This window comes from Geobacillus sp. FSL W8-0026, from assembly GCF_037966255.1.
Lineage (GTDB): Bacteria > Bacillota > Bacilli > Bacillales > Anoxybacillaceae > Geobacillus > Geobacillus icigianus.
In genome coordinates this window covers 1,098,477-1,118,210 of record NZ_CP150194.1, presented here as the reverse complement: position 1 = coordinate 1,118,210, position 19,734 = coordinate 1,098,477, and the positions used below count along the sequence as shown (strand labels likewise).

Here is a 19,734-nt window from a genome sequence, read left to right as displayed (position 1 = left end):
ATTCAGTATATGATAAATATGGTTTCTTCATCAAACGCCCATAGCATAGATCGTTGGAGAAAAAACGGGGGGATCCAGTTGGACAAAACATCGATCATCGGTCTCATTCTTGGGATCATCGGCATTGGATTAGGAATGTATTTTAAGGGTGTGTCGCCGGCTGTGTTAATCAATCCGGCCGCCATTCTCATCATTCTTGTCGGAACGGCCGCTGCCGTTACCATCGCCTTCCCAACGCGCGAAATTAAAAAAGTGCCGAAGCTATTGAAAATTATTTTTACTGAATCGTCCACGCCGACGGTGGAGCAATTGATCCCGCTTTTTGTCGAGTGGGCCAACATCGCCCGCCGCGAAGGGCTGCTGGCGCTTGAGGCCAAATTGGATGATGTTGATGACCCGTTTTTGCGCAACGGGCTCAGCATGGCGATTGACGGCCAAACGCAAGAATTCATCCGCGACGTCATGACAGAAGAAGTTGCGGCGATGGAAGAGCGCCACGAAGCGAACGCCGCTATTTTCACCCAAGCGGGCACGTATGCGCCGACGCTCGGAGTGCTTGGCGCCGTTATCGGTTTGATCGCTGCGCTCGGCAACTTAGAAAATATCGCCGAGCTGGGCCATGCCATCAGCGCGGCGTTCGTGGCGACAATGCTCGGGATTTTTACCGGTTATGTTCTTTGGCATCCGTTTGCCAATAAGCTGCGGCGAAAATCGAAAGAAGAGGCGAAGGTGCGCTACATCATGATTGAGGGCGTGTTGTCCATTTTGGAAGGACAAGCCCCGCGGACGATCGAACAAAAGCTCGCTTCGTATTTGTCGGAGAGCGAACGGGAGCACTTGATCGAACCGCAAAACGAAGGGGAAGCCGTCAATGGCTAACAAGAAAAAAAAGGGCGGCCATGAGGAACATATCAATGAATCATGGCTTATTCCGTACGCAGATTTGTTGACGTTGCTGCTTGCCTTGTTCATCGTTTTGTTCGCCAGCAGCCAAATCGATCAGAAAAAATTTCAGGAAATCGCTCGCTCGTTCAACACCGCCTTCGCCGGCGGAACCGGGGTGCTCGACTTTCAGAGCCCTGTGCAGCCGATCGCACCGCCCGACCAAAATGAAAAAGGGCAAGAGCGACCATCCTCCCCTTCGCGTTCGGTCAGCGGACAGGAAAAAGAAGAACTGGCGGAAATCAAAGCGAAAATCGATGCCTACATCCGCCAAAACGAACTCGGGGGAAAGCTGCAGACATCACTGGACGATGAAGGACTCGCCATCACGATCTTAGACGACATTTTGTTTGACTCCGGCAGCGCCGATGTGCGCATTAAAGATCGGCGTTTGGCGGCAGAAATCTCCAAGCTGCTCGTCATGAACCCGCCGCGCGATATCATTATCAGCGGTCACACGGACAACGTGCCGATCCACAACGCCCAATTCGCTTCCAACTGGGAGCTGAGCGTGATGCGCGCCGTGAACTTCATGAAAGTGCTGCTCGAAAACAAACAGTTGGACCCGCGCCGCTTCAGCGCGAAAGGGTACGGCGAATACAAACCGATCGCTTCCAACGCGACGGCCGCCGGGCGGATGAAAAACCGGCGCGTGGAAATTTTGATTTTGCCGCGCTCTGACACTTCTCCGTCATCGGCATCCGCTCGCTGACCGGCAAGGCTCATCTCGCTTTTGCCATTTGACATCATTCCGAAAAGAAGTCTCCCACTTCAAGCAAAGCTAAGTGGGAGCAGTTCACGACCTTTACCAATGCTGCTTTTCTCGACACACAAGAGGCGGCCGCTTTATGACATCGTCCTTTTCGCCGGCCTCGAGGTCAGCCCCAAATCGCCCGCTGTGGCGCAAACCGAGATCGCAGGCGCACAGCGCTTGACACAGGAACGAGGGTGTCCCGCTTTCTTGGACACCCTCGTTTTTTTGGCGGCCGTTCCCGCCCCCGTTGCTGAGACGATCCGTTGCCAACCCCGTTTTTCGTTCCTCAAAGTTTGATCGTCCATCGAATAACCCCAGCTTTGGCAAGCGCCTCGACCAAAATGACAACGACCGGCCCAACAAACAGCCCGATGAAGCCGAGCAGCTGAAAGCCGAGATAAACGCTGACTAACGCCGCAAGCGGGGAAATGCCCAAATTGGTCGAAAACACTTTTGGCTCGATGATCCGCCGCACCACCGTAATGACGACAAACAACACGATCAGACCGATGCCGAGCGCTTTATCCCCGTTCGCTATGCTGATGATCCCCCACGGCACCAATACCGACCCGGTTCCCAAAATCGGCAAAATATCGACAATCACAATGACGAGCGCCATAAGGGCGGCGTAATCAATCCCTAGCACCACCAAGCCGGCCAAGGCGAGGAAAAACGTGATGACGCTGAGCAGAAACTGCGCTTTGATAAAACCGACCGCCGCTTTGCTGAGCTGGGTGACGATCATTCCCAGCCGCTGTTCCGTGCGCTCCGATAAATGGCGGCGCACCCCTTGCTTCAGCCGCGGCAAATCGAGGCAAATGAGAAACAAAGCGACGATATACACCAAAAAATGAATCAAAAACGCAGGTACTGCGGCAATATAATGAACGAGCGACTGCGTCAAACTGCTCGCAAACGACAGCAACATTTGTTGCACCGTATTGACGCCGCGCTCTAACGATTCAATGATTTCACGCGGAATCGAGCTCGAATACGACTGCCATGTTTGAATGAGACGATCCAACACTTTCGTCGCTTCGCTGAGGAAGGCAGGCAGCTTTTGCGAGAGCGCCATCACCTGCTCGACAAAAATGACAATGAGGACATAAAGCAAAACACCGACGATGACGATAAACAGCGAAAAAATGGCCGTAACGGCATGAACGCGCTTCAGCCGATACGTTTGTTGCAAGCGGCGGATGGACGGCTCGAGCAACAGCGCCGTAGCGAGCGCCAACAGAAGCGGTACGCTGTATGGCACAAGCCATATCCCCACAGCGAGCAGCAGCACGATCAAAAGCCAACGTTTCACGTTCTTCCCTCATTTTTTATCAAATTTGAGCCACGCGATGGGCTCATGTATAACTATAGCGGACCGCATACAAAACGAGCAACTATTTGACGCGCTCGGTTTTTATTCGGCAGCGCGGCGCCGCCATTTCCAAACGATGTAAATCACTGTTGCCACCGCTGCCGCTGCGATCGCCGGCTGAACGTACGGGGCCGCCATTTCATCAATCTGCCGCCAGCGGCGGCCCAGCTGCTCCCCGAGCCAAATAAACAAGATGGACCATGGAACGATGGCCAGCACCGTGTAAATGAGAAACGGCAGCCACTTCATTCGGGCGATGCCAGCGGGGATGGAAATCGCATGGCGGACGACCGGTATGAAGCGGGCGCTGAAAATGACGCCAGGGCCGAATTTCGCAAACCAACGTTCTGCCACATCCAAATGTTTTTTCTGAATGCCAATATATTTCCCGTATCGGTCTAAAAACGGCCTGCCGCCGTAAACCCCCATCCAATATAAAAACAGCTGCGCCACCGCGCCGCCGAAGGTTCCAGCCGCCACCGCCCCGGCAAAGGTGATCTCGCCCCGAGCCACCAAATAGCCGGCATAAGCGAGCACGATCTCGCTAGGAATCACCTCGACCATCAAGGCCAGAGCGATACCGGCATAGCCTAAACCGACCAAAAATGAAAACAGCGATTGAATGGCTTCGTGCACCGTTGTCCCTCCTTGCTATGAAGTGGCTGTATTGCTTCACATGGCATTGTCCGCTTTTCGTGTCACCACCCCGATTTGTCCAAAGACGGGATATGGCGTTGTTTTCCCCATCTCAACCGGAAGCGCGCCGATATTTTTTTGGCTCATAATTTGATATGGCGTTGTTTTCCCCATCTAGGGGGCCGGTGATTGACTCGTGGATGCGGTTTTCCGAGCCTTCCAATCTATTTTATTATACTACACATGGCTAGCGATCAAAAGAAAAAGCGGCTGCCTCGTCAGCCGCTTTTCGGTTAAGCGCTTTGCTTCTGTAGCTCCGCCATGTATCGTTTCCCTTTCTCTTCGTCATACTGCCCTTCCCATTTCGACATGACCACTGCCGCCAGCGAGTTGCCTACGACATTGACGGCCGTGCGCGCCATGTCCAAAATGCGGTCGATGCCAGCGATAAACGCCAATCCTTCAACCGGAATGCCGACCGTGCCGAGCGTCGCCAATAAGACGACGAACGAAACGCCCGGAACGCCAGCGATGCCTTTTGACGTCACCATCAACACGAGCACTAGCGAAATTTGCTGGGACAGCGGCATATCGATGCCATACAGCTGGGCGATAAAAATCGCCGCCAGCGCCTGATACAGCGTTGATCCATCAAGGTTAAAGGAATAGCCGGTTGGAATGACAAACGATGTGACCGCTTTCGGACAGCCGAACTTCTCCATTTTTTCCATGATTTTTGGCAATACCGTTTCCGAACTGGACGTGCTGTACGCCAACACGAGTTCGTCTTTTAAAATTTTTATGATATGGAAAATATTGATTCCTACCAATTTCGCGGTGATGCCGAGCACGACAACGACGAAAAACGCCATCACTGCATAGACGAGAATGACAAGCTTGCTGAGCGGCTGCAGCGACGCGACACCAAATTTGGACACCGTCATCCCAATGAGAGCAAACACACCAAACGGCGCGAATTTCATGATTTGGTTCGTCACATAAAACATCGCTTCCGCGGTGCCTTGGAAAAAGCGTAGCACCGGCTGCCCTTTTTCCCCGATCGCCGCCACTCCCAAACCAAACATCACGGAGAAGAAAATAATCGGCAGCATATTCCCTGTTGACAGCGCCTCAAACACGTTTTTCGGCACAATGTTGACAAACGTTTCCGCCATCGAATGGTGCTGCACTTCGTTCGTCGTATCAATGTACGACTGAATATCCGTTTTCTCGAGCGACTTCATATTGACGCCGGTGCCCGGCTGGAAAATATTCGCCGCTAAAAGCCCAACAACAATAGCGATCGTCGTGATGATTTCAAAGTAAATGATCGTTTTGACACCGAGCTTCCCGAGTTTTTTCACGTCACCGACATTGGCGACGCCGACGATTAAGCTTGACACGACGATCGGAATGACGATCATCTTAATTAAACGGAGAAAAATGTCTCCAATTGGCTGCAAATACACCGCGACTTTCGGGTTTCCGTAAAACAGAGCCCCTACGACAATCCCGAGAATCAGGCCGATAAAAATCTGCCATGCCAACCCGATTTTTTTCACGATCTGTTTCGCCTCCTTTAGACAAAATTAGACAAAAAGCGACAAAATTATTTTACTATTAAAAATAAAAAATGTCAATATCATTGAATGAATTCGCTTTACTCCAAGGTTCATTGTTATTTTATAATTTTCTTAAAATAAAAAAAGCGCTGCCGAACGAAACAGCGCTTCCCTCGATCCGGCTGGGGAAAAACCGATGATTCCCCTTATCAGTGGGGAACGTGTGAAAATCGGGAACGATGTAACAAGGTTTTTCTAATTGAAAAAGGAAATGGTAAAGCCATATCCAGCCCTCTATGTCCGTCGCTTTTCTTTTTCCTGACGGTAAAACTCATGAAACATTTTCATCAAGGCCCGCTTTTCGATGCGCGAAACGTAGCTTCTTGAGATGCCGAGCTCTTTGGCGATTTCCCGCTGCGTTTTCTCGCGCTGGCGGCCGAGGCCAAACCGGCTGATGATCACTTCTTTTTCGCGCTCATCGAGCACCTCGATATATTTTTTCACCTGTTCGATCTCCATGTTCAGCTGAATTTCGTCGGCAATATCTTGGCCTTCGGACTTTAAAATATCAAGCAGGCTGATTTCGTTTCCTTCCTTGTCCTGGCCGATCGGTTCATGCAGCGAGACATCTTTGCGCGTTTTTTTCAACGAGCGCAAGTGCATAAGGATTTCATTTTCGATGCAGCGGGCAGCGTACGTTGCCAGTTTCGTCCCTTTTCCCGGCGAATAGCTCTCAATGGCTTTAATGAGGCCGATCGTGCCAATCGAAATCAAATCATCCACTTCTTCACCGGTATTTTCAAACTTTTTCACAATATGGGCGACAAGGCGCAAGTTATGTTCGATGAGCCGGTTGCGAGCTTGTTCGTCGCCTTTCGCCATCAGTGCCAAATAGTTTTCCTCTTCTTTAGCGCTTAACGGCTGGGGAAATGCATTGTTTTTAATATACGAAACAAGAAACGTCAGCTCTTTCAGCAAAAACGCAAACACCGAAACAATGCCGGACATGCTCTCACCCCTGCCTGCTGTCATTGACGGAAACCGTCTATGATGATGTATATGCGGGAGCGACGTTGTCCGTGTCTGGACAAAAAAATAGCGCCGGCTCTTAAAACAAGCCGGCACTCGTGGAACACCGCTCTAGGCGCTGAACGAACCAACCGTCCGCTTAAGCCTCCGCCTCGACGCTCACTTCCGCAGCGATGACGAGCGCGATGGACACTGTAATCACCACTGCCATGACGATGGTGAACATCCCCGTTCCCTCCTTGACTCGTTTGTTTTTATTTTACCAAAGGAAACGAGGAACGCTTGCGCCACAGTTTGAACAATTGGTGAAATTCGACCGTCAACAACAGCACACGCAGCATGCGCGTCCCTCCTCGCCGAGTCAAGTCGAATCGCCCGTCCGCTCAAGCCACATCATCAACCATCCTCGTGCCATCAGCATGAATTATCTCCCCTTTCCTCTGTCGTTTTTAAAACAGCCGGTGATGGACAGAACATTTGCGGTCAAGCAGCTCCTCTTCGGCGGCACGCCGCAACCGCTCTTGTTCGATGTTGCGCCGCCGCGGGGCCTTCCGCTCGATCGTGATCGTCACAAAAAACAAATGGATCGTCATCTTCCTCCCCCCTTTCGAAACAAAAAGCCGCAGAAGGAAAACGCCTCTGCGGCCTTGCCAAGCAAAAAACCGCAGAAAGCGAGACTACTCTCCTTCTGCGGCCCGATGGCTGTTGTTCTTGGTCATGGTGCGTCATTCCCGGTCAGCGGAAGGTCGAATAGCCTTTAGTTGGCAAGCATCGAGCGGTGTCGTCCACATCGTCATGATCATCGTCTTCGACCTCCCTTCGGAAATGACGTTACGAAGGTAATTATATCCAAAATCAGTTCCGTTGTAAACCATTCTATTGAAAAATAAGACAACATCCCTGCTTTCGGTTCGTCTCTCAATGACGAAGTTGTTCGGCTTTTTGTGAAAATGCCGGACTGGCGCGAATTTCCATCCCCGGGTGGATGGAAAAACATTTCTGTGAAAATGATGAACTAGCATGGATTTCCATCCCTAGATGGAGAGCAGATCGCGCTGCCCATGGAACTTTCCGCCCCCTCTCCGCGCTTTACGCTTCCGCCGCGGATCCCGGTAGACGGGCTTTTGAACAAGTCCTTTCACGATTCAAACGGATTGTCTTGTTCCTCGAGCTGATGGCGATAGCGGGCGGCGCGGCGCGAGCAATACAATGCCGCGGCCAAACAGCCGGCGACAGCCAGCAAAGCGAACGGTTTGTCCGCCGCCGCCAGCGCGCCCGGGATGATCGTACCTAAATAGAGAAACGCGCCAAGCGCGAACAAAACTAAGCTGTACATCGTGAAATCGCCCGCTTTCGCACGCAGCTCGTTCCGTTGTCGTTCAGTCACTGCCGATTCCTCCTCTCGCCCTCACTGTACCATAACGGGCGAAAAAGGGGGAGCGGCAATTTCAGCCAAGCGCTTGCGCCAAATCGTCAAGCAAATCGTTGACGTCTTCCAATCCGATCGACAGGCGGATGAGCCCGTCGGTAATGCCAAGCTGTTCGCGCCGCTCTTTCGGAATCGAGGCGTGAGTCATTTTCGCCGGCAATGAAATTAAGCTTTCGACCGCTCCTAAACTTTCGGCGAGCGTAAAGAAGCGAACGCGCGACAGGACGGTTTCCGCTCGCTCCAAGCTGCCGACGTCAAAGGAAATCATGCCGCCGAACCCGCGCATTTGTGTTTTCGCCAACTCATGGTTCGGATGCTCCGGAAGCCCGGGGTAATACACGCGCGCCACCGCCGGATGTTCGGCCAAAAAGGCCGCAATCGCCCGCGCGTTTTGTTCGTGCTCTTCCATCCGCACGCCGAGCGTTTTGATCCCGCGCATAAGCAGCCACGAATCTTGCGGTCCAAGGATGCCGCCGGTCGAATTTTGCACGTAATGAAGCCGCTCGGCGAGCTCGGCGGTGCGGACGACCGCCAAGCCGGCGACGACATCGCTATGGCCGCCTAAATATTTCGTCGCGCTATGAATGACGATATCGGCGCCCAGTTCAAGCGGCGTTTGGAAATACGGTGTCGAAAACGTGTTATCGACGATCAATAACAGCCCATGCTCACGGGCGATGGCGGCCGCCGCTTGCAAGTCGGTAATTTTTAACAACGGATTGGTCGGCGTTTCCACGTAAATGGCTTTCGTATTCGGGCGGATGTGCGCCTCGATGTTGGCGACATCGCTCGTGTCGACAAACGTCGCATCAAGTCCGAACCGGTTGAATACGTTCGCCATCACCCGATACGTGCCGCCGTAAACGTCATCGGTGATCACGATATGGTCGCCGCTGTCAAACAACATCATGACGGCGGTAATCGCCGCCATCCCGGAAGCGAAAGCAAAGCCGGCCACGCCGCCTTCAAGCTCAGCAATCAGTTTCTCAAGCGCCGCGCGCGTCGGATTGCCGGTGCGCGAATATTCGAATCCTTTATGCTTCCCGATCTCTTCCTGCTTGTACGTGCTCACTTGATAAATCGGCACCGACACCGCTCCGGTATGCGGGTCACCTAGAATGCCGCCATGGATGAGCAGCGTTTTTCGTCTCATCACGATCCTCCACCTTCGTAAATGTTTTTGCTTAAATACCGCTCGCTGCTATCGGGGAAAATGACGACGATGTTCGTTCCCGGCTTCGCCTTCTCGGCCTCAAGCAAGGCGGCGTGAAAGGCGGCGCCGGACGAGCTGCCGACCAAAAGCCCTTCCTGTCTGGCTAGTTCGCTCACGCGACGGAACGCGTCATCGTCCGCGATCGTGTAGATGGCGTCAAAATACGCCGGATCCAGAAACGGCGGCAAAAATTCCATGCCGATCCCCTCCGTCCGATGCGGACCCGGTTCGCCGCCGCCTAAAATCGAGCCCTCCGGTTCGACGATCACCGTTTTAATGGCCGGGTTTTTTTCTTTTAAAAACGTCGCCGTTCCCATAAACGTGCCGCCGGAACCGGCGCCGGCGACAAAGACGTCAATCTGGCCGTCCAAATCGTCCCACAGCTCCGGCCCGAGCGTCTTGTAGTATGTCCGGGGGTTGGCCGGATTGCGAAACTGCTGCGGGCAATACGCGCCGGGAATCGTGCGGGCGAGCTCTTCCGCTTTGCGGATCGCCCCTTCCATTCCTTCCTCGGTCGGCGTATGGACAATTTGCGCCCCGAGCGCTTTCATCAGCAGCTGCTTTTCGATGCTAAATTTTTCTGGAACACAAAAGATGACGTTGATGTTTTTGTCGATCGCGGCCAGCGCCAAGCCGATGCCGGTGTTGCCAGCCGTCGGCTCGATGATCGTGCCGCCTTCTTTCAGCTTCCCTGATTCGAACGCTTCGCGTAACAATTCCTGCCCGAGCCGGTCTTTGATGCTTCCGCCCGGATTGAAGTACTCGAGCTTGGCAAACAAGCGGACGCCTTCCGGCAGCGGAAAGCGCGTAATTTCCACTAGCGGTGTGCGCCCGATCAATTCATGAATGCTTTTGGCTACCTGCATCGGTGTCACTCCGTTTCCTTCCACTCGTTTAACTTCTCGCGCTGAGAATGGAAAGCATCGATAAAACAAGCTCAGCCGAGTGTTTCGCCGCCGTCTCCAAAAACTGTTCAAACGATACGTCCGATTCCTGACCGGCGATGTCGGAAAGCGCCCGGATCACGACAAACGGCACACCAAACTGCACGCACACTTGGGCGATCGCCGCCGCCTCCATCTCAACGGCGCACAGTTCCGGGAACTGGCTGCGCACAAACTCGACGCGCTTCGGATCGCTCATAAACGAATCGCCGGTGGCGATCAAGCCAACGGCCGCTTGGAGGCCTTTAAGCTGGGTTGCCGCTTGTTTCGCCGCCTCAACAAGCGTCTCATCGGCCCGGTAGCGCGCCGGCAAGCCGGGCACTTGCCCATACGCATAGCCAAAGGCGGTCACATCCACGTCATGGTGCACGACCTCTTCCGAAATGACGAGATCACCGACGCGCAATGACGGCAAAAATCCTCCGGCGGAGCCGGTGTTGATGACGACATCGGGACGGAAACGGTCAAGCAACAGCGTCGTCCCCATGGCGGCATTCACTTTGCCGATGCCGGACTTCAACAACACCGCCTCCACTCCGTTAAGGCGCCCAGCGGAAAATTCGCATCCGGCGATGGCTGTATCCTCGCGTCCTTCCATGCGCGCGCGCAGCATCGCTACTTCTTCTTCCATTGCTCCAATAATCGCTGCTTTCATCGTTCTCCCTCTTTCTCAGTCGATTTGTTTTACCGCCTCCATCAGCCAGACGAACGCGTTTTGCTGGGTAAAGGAAGCGGAAAAGCCGTGGGTGGCAAACAGCGCGGCCAATACGTCGAGCGTCGTATAATATTCGCGCTCCAGATCGTCGGCCAAATCGTGGAACCCGCGCGCCCGCGCCGCTTCAACCGCTCGGCGGAACGCGTCTTTATCACGAAACGCTGTGTCGGCAAACACTATTTTACCACCAGGGCGGAGCAGTTGGCTATATTTGGCGATGGCCTCTCCTTTTTCCGCATCGGTCAAATGATGAAAAGCATACGTGCTCGCCACCGTGTCGATCGGCTCCGACGGCAGCGGAAAACGCAAAAAGTCGCCGTCCATAATGACGGCCCGACCGCCGAGTTTTTCCAACGCTTTTTTGCGCATCGGCGCTGACGGCTCAATGCCGTACACCGTTTTGCCGCGTTCGAGCAGCTTTTTCGTCAAATTGCCGGTGCCGACGCCAAATTCGAGCACTACTTGGCCCGCTTTGTCGGCGACCGCGTCCAAAATGCGGCCGTAGCCGGCAAACACATCGCGATATTGTTCATCATGGCCTTCCACCGATTGGTCGTACGACTCAGCCCATTGTTCGAATAAATCAAGAAATTCTCTACCCATACGGTCACGCTCCATAAAAGTTTATAATTCCTATAAATATAGTATGTCTTTTGCGCGGTCCTGTTCTCAATGTAGCATAAGTTTTTTCTTTGTTCAACGATCATGCCGATTGATCATTCGTATTGTTCCCCGGCACCCGGTGGATGACGGCGGGAAAATTTGCTACACTGGCAATGGAAAGGAGGGAGCGCGATGGTCAACATTTCCCTTGATCTGATCGAGGACAAAATTGAATTTTTTGAGGCGGATGATTTGCGGACGCTCGAGAAAAAGATTAACGAACAAATTGAGCATAATAAAGCGCTGCTGCTTTCCGTCCATCACGTTGCCCATCAAATGCATGTGATGGAGAACGGAAAACGGTTTTACAGCGCCGTCGTCCATTTTAAAGCGAAAAAATAACAGGTGCCCAGACGGCGGTTGGGCACCTGCTTTTTGCTCCCGCCGCCATCCATGCCGCGCGTTCGCCGGCATTATGACGGCCTTTGCTTTAATTTTTGCACCTTTGTCGGTTTCCAGCCTTCATTGGTTACCCATTCGATATACACTCTGTAGTGAGCGGTTTGCCCCTTCGTCGAGATCGTCGCCACCGCTTTGTTCGGCCCATTGTTGCCAATGAACCAAACGATCATCTCCTCCGGCGCGATGCCGGTCGCATAGCTGACGGCATCAAGCATTTCTTTCCAATCGACCGAGTTTTCGTCAAACACGGTTTTATGAGGCTCGGATTGCGTCGTGCCGACGGGCTGCCAAGCCGGATTGACGATCTCTTTTTCGATATTTGACCCCGGAGGTCCCGGGGTTTCCGTCACCTTGGTGGATTCCTCTTCCTTCGTTTCGGCGGTCTCCTCGGTTTCCCCACCAGCGGTGTCGCTTCCCGCTGCGGGCTTTTTTTCTTCGTTCGAGACAACCGCCGCGCCCGTTTCCACTTCCGTCCGCTTCGTTTTGCCGGCCGCTTGCTGATCCGCTTTTCCGCCAAAAAGCAAATTCCAAGCGACCATCACAATCAGCAGCAACACCACCGCAATCGCCCCGTTGAGCCAACGGTTCATTTTGCGCCGTTTGGCACGGGCGGCAAAGCGCGTTTCCGTTTGCGCCATGTTCCCCTCTCCTTTCCTCGCTGTAGATGTCAACCAAATTCGCTCTCTACATCGATTCGTTATTCGTTTTCCTTTTGCGCGCGGTCATGGGCGTAAAGCGCTTCAACCGCGGCGGCAAACACTTCGTTGGTCGCCGCGCGCCCGCTCGGGACGTCCAGTTCGACAACGGCGAGGGCGTATTTCGGACGGTCGGCGGGAAAATAGCCGGCAAACCATTTATTGATCAGTTCGACGTCCCCTTCCCTTTTTCCTGTCTCCGCTGTTCCTGATTTGCCGGCAACTGGATACGGCAGCGTCTGAAAACGGCGGCCGGTGCCTTTCTGATTCGTAACGACGCCGCGCAAAAGCTGCTGCAGCTGCCGAACCGTTGCCGGGGTAATCGGTTCCAGCCCGGTCGCCGGCTCGGCGGAAAACGAGAACAGCGGGGCTCCGTTTTTGTACAGCACTTGATCGACGGCCCGCACTTTCCACGCCTTGCCGCCACGGGCGATCGTCGCCATCATGTTGGCAACCCCAAGCGGCGAAACGCGCACATCTTTTTGCCCGATCGCCGTTTGCGCAACCGCCAGCGGCACCCGCTTGTCGCGTGCATCGTGCCAAATCGTTCCTTTCCGTTCCTCGGGAAACTGGCGGAAATGTTCTTCATGGTAAACCGGCCCTTCCCAGCCGGCCGTCGGATACAGCCCCAGTTTTTCGGCATACGTTTCCAACGCGCCGGGATCATGCCGGATCAGCTCTTTGCCGAGCGTGGCGAAGGCATTGTTGCAGCTGACGGCAAAGCTGTCCGTCAGATCGAGCGTCCCGTAGTCGTGCTCCCGGTCTTCCTCGCCAGCAATCGTTTTGCGGCAATCAAACGTGGTCGTCGGCGAAGCGATTCCCTCGTCAAGCGCCGCGGCGGCGATGACGGTTTTAAAAACAGAGCCGGGGATGTGCGGCAGCACCATTTGGTTTTCCGCCCCGCCGTTTTTGTACGGATCACGCGGATCCATATTCGGGCGGCTGACCATGGCCACTACGCTGTTAGTGTCAACGTCAAGCAAGACGAGGCCGCCTTTTTTCAATCCGAATCGGTCGACGATCTGCTCCATCTCGCGCTGCACGTCGCGGTCTAGCGTCGTTTTTACCGTGACCGGGTAAAACGAATTGCTCGGATCGCTGTACTTGACATCGAGCCCGAACAGCGGCCGCCCTTCCGCATCGACGTGATACAGCAATTTCGTCTCGGCGTCGGCGAGCAAAAATTCGTCAAACGCCTTCTGCAACCCTTGAATGCCGACTTCCGTCCCAGGCGGAAGCGGCCGTTTCGGATAGCGTTGGCGCAACAGCTCGCGGTCCGGCCGCGTAAAGCCGAGCAAATGCGGAGCGTACAGCGTCTCGAGCGGATATTGTTTATGGACGGCAAAGACGCCCGGGATGCGCAAGCGGTTCATTTGCCTCATTTGTTCAGCGCTTAAGGCGAGAGGTTCGCCGTTTTTCTCTAAGACGAACGGGCCGTCCGCCCGCTCGAGCTGGCGACGGATTTCTTCTTCGGAAACGCCGGTCACGCGGGCGACTTGTTCGATCGGCCATGGCCTCATCTTCAAAAACGGAAATAAGACAAGCGACGGTACGGATCGTTTCGTCAGCGGCTTGCCGTTTCGGTCCACAAATGAACCGCGCCCGTCATCGATGACCAATTCCTGTGTGCGCTGGGCGACGCTTTCGGCGATTAAATTATGATTCGCGAACGATTCGGTGTCAATCAACTGAATTTGCGCGAGCCGCCCCACGATGAAAAACAGCGCCGCTTCGATCAAGACAAGCATGACAATAGCCCTTTTCTTCCACATAAAGAAAACACCTCATCAACAGTTTCGACGAGGTGTTTTCATTTGAAACGTGCCTAGGACGGCGATTTTTCCGCGCTGCGGCCGCTTTGCGGGTCGAACATAGCGCGCTTAGTTGACGGCGACGATTTTCACCATCATTTCCCCGCCCGGCGTCTGTACCGTCACTTCATCGCCGACGCGGCGACCAAGAAGCGACTTCGCGATCGGCGAGTCGTTGGAAATTTTCCCTTCGAACGGATCCGCTTCCGCGCTACCAACGATCGTGTACGTCTCCTCTTCTCCGTCCGGAAGTTCGATAAACGTCACTGATTTGCCAAGCGAGACCACATCCGGGTTTTCCGTATCTTCTTCGATAATGACGGCGTTGCGAATCATGTTTTCAAGCATTTGAATGCGCGACTCAACAAACGCCTGCTCGTCTTTCGCTGCGTCGTACTCTGAATTTTCCGACAGATCCCCGAACCCACGCGCAATCTTAATGCGTTCGACCACTTCTTTGCGCTTGACCGTTTTTAAATACTCCAGCTCTTGTTCCAGTTTCTCTTTTCCCTCTTTCGTCATCGGGTACTGCTTTTCGTTCGCCATTCATCTCACTCCTCTATATATTGTGCATTATGTAAAGCGTACGAACAGAAAAATCGCTGTTCGTACGCTTACTTGTTATATACTATATTGTTTTGTCTCTGTTATGTTATTATAAAAACGCTTTTTGTTCAAGAACCGTGCGAATTTTTGCGACCATTAAATCGATGGCGACGGTGTTGTGCCCGCCTTCCGGAATGATGACATCGGCATAACGCTTCGTCGGTTCGACAAACTGGTTGTGCATCGGCCGCACGACGGACAAATATTGTTCGATCACCGAGTCAAACGTGCGGCCGCGCTCTTTCACATCGCGAAGGAGGCGGCGGATGATGCGGATGTCCGGATCGGTGTCGACGTACACTTTAATATCCATTAAGTCGCGAAGCCGCTCATCTTCTAGCACAAGAATGCCTTCGACGATGATGACCTCTTTCGGCTCCACGCGGATGACCTCACGGGAGCGGGTGTGAAGCGTATAGTCATACACCGGCTTGTCGATCGGCTCGTAGCAAAGCAGCTTATGAATATGTTCAATCAACAAGTCGTTGTCAAACGCCAGCGGATGGTCGTAGTTCGTCTTCAGCCGCTCTTCAAATGGGAGATGGCTTTGGTCTTTGTAATAAAAATCTTGCTCCAAGACAAGGATCGAACGGTCGCCGAAATGATCATAAATCGCCCTGGCGACGCTCGTCTTCCCGGAGCCGGAACCGCCGGCGACGCCGATGACAACGGGCTTCTTCCCCATCTTAATTCTCCTTTCTCATCATGTTGTACGGGAAGAGTGGCCGTTTCACTTTCATCTTGACGATTTGCAGCGGATGGCGCGCCGCATCGAGTTCGTTGCCCTCTTCATCCCAAATCGTTTCAATCACTTGGGTAAAGTTGTCGATTTCCGGGCCGAAAAATTCGACCTCGTCGCCGGGCCGGAAATGGTTGCGCTGCTGGATGGTGGCGATGCCCGTCTCCGGGTCGTAATCAAGCACTAAGCCGGCGAACTCGTGCGTCGGTTTTCGGCTGTGGGTGCCATACATATGGTTCGTATGGTCGGGAAAGCCGGCAAAAAACGACGGCGCCGTCTCGCGGTTGGCGCATTTGTCGAGCTCGCGCACCCACTCGTCGCGAATCGTGAAATGGTCGGGATCGGCGCAGTACGCGTCGATCACTTTCCGATAGACGCTGACGACTGTCGCCACGTAATGGATCGACTTCATCCGCCCTTCAATTTTCAAGCTGTCGACGCCAAGTTCAATCATCGCCGGAATGGCGCGGATCAAGTTCAAATCTTTCGCGCTCATGGCGAACGGGGCGTCGCCTTCGGAAAACAGCGGGATTTCCCGGCCGTCAGACAGCTGGTATAAATCGTAATCCCAGCGGCACGACTGGCAGCACCCGCCGCGGTTGGAGTCGCGCGCCGTCATATGGTTGCTCAACACGCAGCGGCCGGAATAGGCGGAACACATCGCTCCATGGATGAACGCCTCAATTTCAATATCGACGTTCTCTTTGATTTGGCGAATTTCTTCGGCGCTCACTTCGCGAGCGAGCACGACCCGCTCGAGCCCTTCCTCTTTCCAAAATTGGACCGCTTTCCAGTTGGTGAGCGACTGCTGGGTGCTTACATGCACTTCAAGCCTCGGCGCCACCCGGCGCGCCGTTTCGATAATGAGCGGATCGGCGACGATGATGCCGGAAACGCCGGCCTCCTCTAACGCCCGCAAATAGTCGTCAAGGCCGGGAATGTTTTCATTATGGGCGTAAATGTTGGCGGTGACGTACACCTTCGCCCCGTACCGGTTGGCAAATTCCACCCCTTCGCGAATCTCCTCGATCGTAAAGTTGTCGGCGTTGGCGCGCAAGCTGTACTCTTGACCGCCGATAAAGACGGCGTCCGCCCCGTAGTGGACGGCGATTTTCAGCTTTTCCAAGTTGCCGGCCGGCGCCAGCAGCTCCGGCTTTTTCACGATGACGCGCTTGCCGTCAACGATCTCGGAGATGCGGTCATTTTTTACAAGCATGACGTGTCCCTCCTTTTCTCAATAAATGGTTTCCTTGAAGAAAAATCCGGTGTCGATGCGGCGGTGCGGCGGCTGAAGCGCTTCAACGGCCGCCAGCAGCTCCTCTTTTTCCCGCTCGTAGCGCTCGCGGTCTTCCGTACATAAGTCGATGGCGCGGCGGTACAGCTTCGTCACTTCCGTAATGTAGTCCGCGGTGTGCAGAACGCCGTCGATTTTGAAGCTGTCGATGCCGGCTTCCACCATATCGCCCAGTTCGTCAATGATGCAAAGATCGTTCGGGCTCATAATGTGCGTGCCGTTTTCGTCTTCAAAAATCGGGTATTTATAGTCGCGCTCTTTGTCGTACAGGAACATCCCTTTTTCGTACTTTTTCCGTTCGATTTCCATCACTTTTCCTTGATAGGCAAAATAGTTGCCAATCAGCGAACGCTTCGACTGGTACATGCACGTCATGCCGTGCACTTGCACTTCAATTTCCACTTCAGCATGGGCTTTGATTTCCAAAATGGCGTCCATGTTCAGCTCGCGCGCCAAGACGGCGCGTTTCGCCCCTTTTCGCCCCCAGTAGTTGCACGCATACCAGTTCGTCGCTGTCGTCTCCGTACTCCAGTGAAGCTTCATGTGAGGCGCCGTTTCTCGGACGGTCAAAAGCACCGCGGGATCGCCGAAGACGATGGCATCGGCGCCGACTTCAGCTAAAAACGCCACGTAGTCGGCAAGCTCGTCCACTTTGTCGTTATGAAAAAGGGCGTTCATCGCCACATACACGTTCATGCCGCGCCGGTGGGCCGTTTCAACAGCCGCGGCCACATCCGAACGGGAAAACTCGCCGGCGAGCCGCAAGCCATAGCGCTGCTCACCGATGATGATGGCGTCCGCCCCGGCTTCCGCCAGTTCATCAATATGGGAAACGCTCGTCGGCGTGACGAGCAATTCCGGTTTTTTCATTTTCTCGTTCACCTCATTTTTTTCGATATCGCGAGCCCATCGCCGACCGGAATGATGACGGTGTCATAATCGCCCCGGGCCATCAACCACTCATTATAGCGGCGAATTTTTTGGGCGAGATTCCAAAGCCGCTTATTGCCCCCGGGCGTTTCAGCGGCGACAAGCCCTTTAAACAGCACGTTGTCGGTAATGACGAGGCCGCCTTCAGCGAGAAACGGCTCATAGAGCGTAAAGAAGCGCTCATATTGCCCTTTGGCGGCATCGATCACCAACGCGTCAAACGGCGCGGCCGACGCCACCTTCTCCGTCACCGCCAAGGCGTCGCCCCACACCGCTTCAATTCGCTGGGCGCAATCGGTCTTTTCCATATAAAAACGGGCGCGCTCATACCGCTCCCGGTCTTTTTCTATCGTTACAATGTGCGCCTCCGGCAGCACTTTTGCCATCCGGATCGCCGAATAGCCGATCGCCGTGCCGATTTCTAAAATGCGGCGCGGCTTCGCGAGCTTGAGCACGAACAACATCGTTTCGATGCTCACCGAATCCATGATCGGCACCCGCTGTTCGCGGGCTTCGCGCTCGATCTGTTCCACATCCGCATCCAACGCCGGCCGCAGCCGCTGCAAGTACGAAACGACCTCATCAGTCAGCAAACGGAACCCTCCTTGCCATCAACAAGCGGAAAAGCGCCCGCCCCGTCGCGAAAATAAAGCAGCGATCGCCGGGCTTGTGCTCCTTGCCATCAACAAGCGGAAAAGCGCCCGCCCCGGGCCAAGCGGCGGCCCGAGGTGCTGCGCCCATCCGTTCCAAATAAGAGCCGCTACCGGACCCTTATCGCTCCCTGTTCAACTTTCTTTATCTTACCATAACTCGGCGGAAAAGCGAAACCGTTTCGCCTAACCCGCCAGCAACTTCCGTTTTGCGCTATCGTTTCCCAATATGCTTCGCCTTTTCCCGGTTGTGCTCGGCCAGCGTTTTCGTGAAAATGACATCGCCTGTGGGGGTGGCTAAAAAATACAAATAATCGGTTTGCGCCGGCTCAAGCGCCGCTTCAATCGACATTGCGCCCGCGTTGGCGATCGGCCCTGGCGGCAGCCCTTTATGAAGGTACGTATTGTATGGCGAATCAACTTTTAAATCGTTGTAAAACACGCGCGCTTTATGTTTGCCAAGCGCGTATAAAACCGTCGGATCGGTTTGCAGCGGCATGCCTAGGCGCAGCCGATTGTAAAAGACGCTGGCGATTTTTTTGCGGTCGGCTTTTTCTGTCGCCTCCTCTTCGATCAGAGAGGAAAGCGTCAGCAGCTGGTGCGGCGACAGCTTCCGTTCCCCTCTTTCCTCTTCGTACGAAGCAAGCACCGCTGCCGTTTTGGCGACCATCGTTTCAATGATCTCAGAAAGCGGCGGTTTTTTGTCAGCGAATACATAGGTGGCTGGAAATAAATAACCTTCCAGCGGATAACGAACGTTCGGATGGAATACGTCTTTCGTTATGACACGCGGATACTTTTTCATTAACTGCTCGATGTACGCGCGGTCGTTCAGCTGCTTCATGACGTCTTCTTTTTTGTATCCCGTTCGCGCGGCGATGAGATCGGCAATCTGTACAAGCTGCGACCCTTCGGGGATCGTCAATTTCAAGCCGACTTTCAACGATTTCCCCGTTTGCAGCAGCGCTATGATGCGCGTCATCGGCATGGCCCGCGTCAGTTCGTACTCTCCGGCTTGAAACCCGGACTCGCGTTTCCAACGGACATAAAGCCGAAACACGCTAGCGCTTCGAATGAGCCGTTTTTGTTCGAGCCGCTCTGCGATTTCTGTCGCCGATGAACCGACAGGAATCGAGACATGAACCGGAGTGTGATCATGAGGATCGACCGGTTTGAGCGCCAAGCGAATATATAGAAAGCTGCCGGCACTGATCAACACAACCAGCGCCAGCAAAACGCTGCCTGCGATCAACATCCGTTTTCGCCCACGCCGCCCCTCGTTCCCTGTCCAATGCTTTTCCCCCATAGCGCACCTCCTTTCCCGTCCATCGGTCATATTATACTACAA

21 protein-coding genes are annotated in these 19,734 nt (G+C 54.0%); 3 read left to right on the top strand and 18 right to left on the bottom strand.

Going from position 1 to position 19,734, the window contains the following annotated elements:
• Positions 1-78: 78 nt before the first annotated feature.
• Positions 79-879 carry a flagellar motor stator protein MotA gene (gene motA / locus NST29_RS05625; RefSeq protein WP_033019279.1) on the top strand — a complete coding sequence of 267 codons (801 nt, stop codon included), beginning with the start codon at positions 79-81 and terminating at the stop codon, positions 877-879.
• Complete coding sequence (gene motB, locus NST29_RS05620) at positions 872-1,654, top strand: flagellar motor protein MotB (RefSeq protein WP_033844202.1); 783 nt, start codon at positions 872-874, stop codon at positions 1,652-1,654. The genes motA and motB overlap by 8 nt, the downstream gene beginning before the upstream one ends.
• Before the next feature lie 328 nt (positions 1,655-1,982).
• Here the strand turns inward: motB and ytvI are convergent, their stop codons facing one another.
• From ytvI to NST29_RS05570, 10 genes are all read right to left on the bottom strand, one after another.
• Positions 1,983-3,008, bottom strand: coding sequence for a sporulation integral membrane protein YtvI (gene ytvI / locus NST29_RS05615; protein ID WP_033844204.1), 1,026 nt, complete (start codon positions 3,006-3,008; stop codon positions 1,983-1,985).
• Between the two features lie 102 nt (positions 3,009-3,110).
• Entirely contained in the window at positions 3,111-3,704 is a 594-nt protein-coding gene (locus tag NST29_RS05610; protein ID WP_033019286.1) for a DedA family protein, read from the bottom strand.
• A gap of 293 nt (positions 3,705-3,997) precedes the next feature.
• A complete protein-coding gene (gene gltP / locus NST29_RS05605) occupies positions 3,998-5,266 on the bottom strand; it encodes a glutamate/aspartate:proton symporter GltP (protein ID WP_061912319.1) in 1,269 nt (422 codons plus the stop codon).
• A gap of 294 nt (positions 5,267-5,560) precedes the next feature.
• On the bottom strand, positions 5,561-6,274 hold the full coding sequence (gene sigK / locus NST29_RS05600; protein WP_033018020.1) for an RNA polymerase sporulation sigma factor SigK: 714 nt from the start codon (positions 6,272-6,274) through the stop codon (positions 5,561-5,563).
• Between the two features lie 470 nt (positions 6,275-6,744).
• Positions 6,745-6,888, bottom strand: coding sequence for a YrzI family small protein (locus NST29_RS05595; RefSeq protein ID WP_081897239.1), 144 nt, complete (start codon positions 6,886-6,888; stop codon positions 6,745-6,747).
• Between the two features lie 545 nt (positions 6,889-7,433).
• Complete coding sequence (locus NST29_RS05590; protein WP_033018024.1) at positions 7,434-7,682, bottom strand: YrhC family protein; 249 nt, start codon at positions 7,680-7,682, stop codon at positions 7,434-7,436.
• A 61-nt stretch (positions 7,683-7,743) separates the two neighbouring features.
• Positions 7,744-8,877, bottom strand: a complete 1,134-nt coding sequence (locus tag NST29_RS05585) for a bifunctional cystathionine gamma-lyase/homocysteine desulfhydrase (protein WP_033018025.1) — start codon at positions 8,875-8,877, stop codon at positions 7,744-7,746.
• On the bottom strand, positions 8,877-9,803 hold the full coding sequence (locus tag NST29_RS05580) for a cysteine synthase family protein (protein WP_033018026.1): 927 nt from the start codon (positions 9,801-9,803) through the stop codon (positions 8,877-8,879). Before NST29_RS05580 ends, NST29_RS05585 begins: the two co-directional genes overlap by 1 nt.
• Positions 9,804-9,831: 28 nt before the next feature.
• Positions 9,832-10,536 carry a 5'-methylthioadenosine/S-adenosylhomocysteine nucleosidase gene (gene mtnN / locus NST29_RS05575; protein WP_033018027.1) on the bottom strand — a complete coding sequence of 235 codons (705 nt, stop codon included), beginning with the start codon at positions 10,534-10,536 and terminating at the stop codon, positions 9,832-9,834.
• A 15-nt stretch (positions 10,537-10,551) separates the two neighbouring features.
• Positions 10,552-11,199: a class I SAM-dependent methyltransferase gene (locus tag NST29_RS05570; RefSeq protein WP_033018028.1), complete on the bottom strand. Its 648-nt coding sequence runs from the start codon at positions 11,197-11,199 to the stop codon at positions 10,552-10,554.
• Between the two features lie 192 nt (positions 11,200-11,391).
• Here NST29_RS05570 and NST29_RS05565 point away from each other — a divergent pair, with 192 nt between their 5' ends.
• The gene (locus NST29_RS05565) at positions 11,392-11,601 is read left to right on the top strand and encodes a YrzA family protein (protein ID WP_033018030.1); all 210 of its coding nucleotides are present in this window, start codon (positions 11,392-11,394) and stop codon (positions 11,599-11,601) included.
• Between the two features lie 71 nt (positions 11,602-11,672).
• Here the strand turns inward: NST29_RS05565 and NST29_RS05560 are convergent, their stop codons facing one another.
• The 8 genes from NST29_RS05560 to mltG all read right to left on the bottom strand — a co-directional run bounded on the left by NST29_RS05560 (position 11,673) and on the right by mltG (position 19,692).
• The gene (locus tag NST29_RS05560; protein WP_033018031.1) at positions 11,673-12,299 is read right to left on the bottom strand and encodes a YrrS family protein; all 627 of its coding nucleotides are present in this window, start codon (positions 12,297-12,299) and stop codon (positions 11,673-11,675) included.
• A 59-nt stretch (positions 12,300-12,358) separates the two neighbouring features.
• On the bottom strand, positions 12,359-14,128 hold the full coding sequence (locus tag NST29_RS05555) for a penicillin-binding protein 2 (RefSeq protein WP_033018032.1): 1,770 nt from the start codon (positions 14,126-14,128) through the stop codon (positions 12,359-12,361).
• Positions 14,129-14,236: 108 nt separating this feature from the next.
• Positions 14,237-14,713 carry a transcription elongation factor GreA gene (greA, locus tag NST29_RS05550; protein WP_033018034.1) on the bottom strand — a complete coding sequence of 159 codons (477 nt, stop codon included), beginning with the start codon at positions 14,711-14,713 and terminating at the stop codon, positions 14,237-14,239.
• Positions 14,714-14,822: 109 nt separating this feature from the next.
• Complete coding sequence (gene udk / locus NST29_RS05545) at positions 14,823-15,458, bottom strand: uridine kinase (RefSeq protein WP_033018036.1); 636 nt, start codon at positions 15,456-15,458, stop codon at positions 14,823-14,825.
• A gap of 1 nt (position 15,459) precedes the next feature.
• The gene (locus tag NST29_RS05540) at positions 15,460-16,728 is read right to left on the bottom strand and encodes a U32 family peptidase (protein WP_033018037.1); all 1,269 of its coding nucleotides are present in this window, start codon (positions 16,726-16,728) and stop codon (positions 15,460-15,462) included.
• Positions 16,729-16,746: 18 nt separating this feature from the next.
• The gene (locus NST29_RS05535) at positions 16,747-17,676 is read right to left on the bottom strand and encodes a peptidase U32 family protein (RefSeq protein WP_033018038.1); all 930 of its coding nucleotides are present in this window, start codon (positions 17,674-17,676) and stop codon (positions 16,747-16,749) included.
• 8 nt (positions 17,677-17,684) lie between these two features.
• Positions 17,685-18,329, bottom strand: coding sequence for an O-methyltransferase (locus tag NST29_RS05530; protein ID WP_033018041.1), 645 nt, complete (start codon positions 18,327-18,329; stop codon positions 17,685-17,687).
• 271 nt (positions 18,330-18,600) lie between these two features.
• Entirely contained in the window at positions 18,601-19,692 is a 1,092-nt protein-coding gene (mltG, locus tag NST29_RS05525) for an endolytic transglycosylase MltG (RefSeq protein WP_033018042.1), read from the bottom strand.
• Between the last annotated feature and the right edge of the window lie 42 nt (positions 19,693-19,734).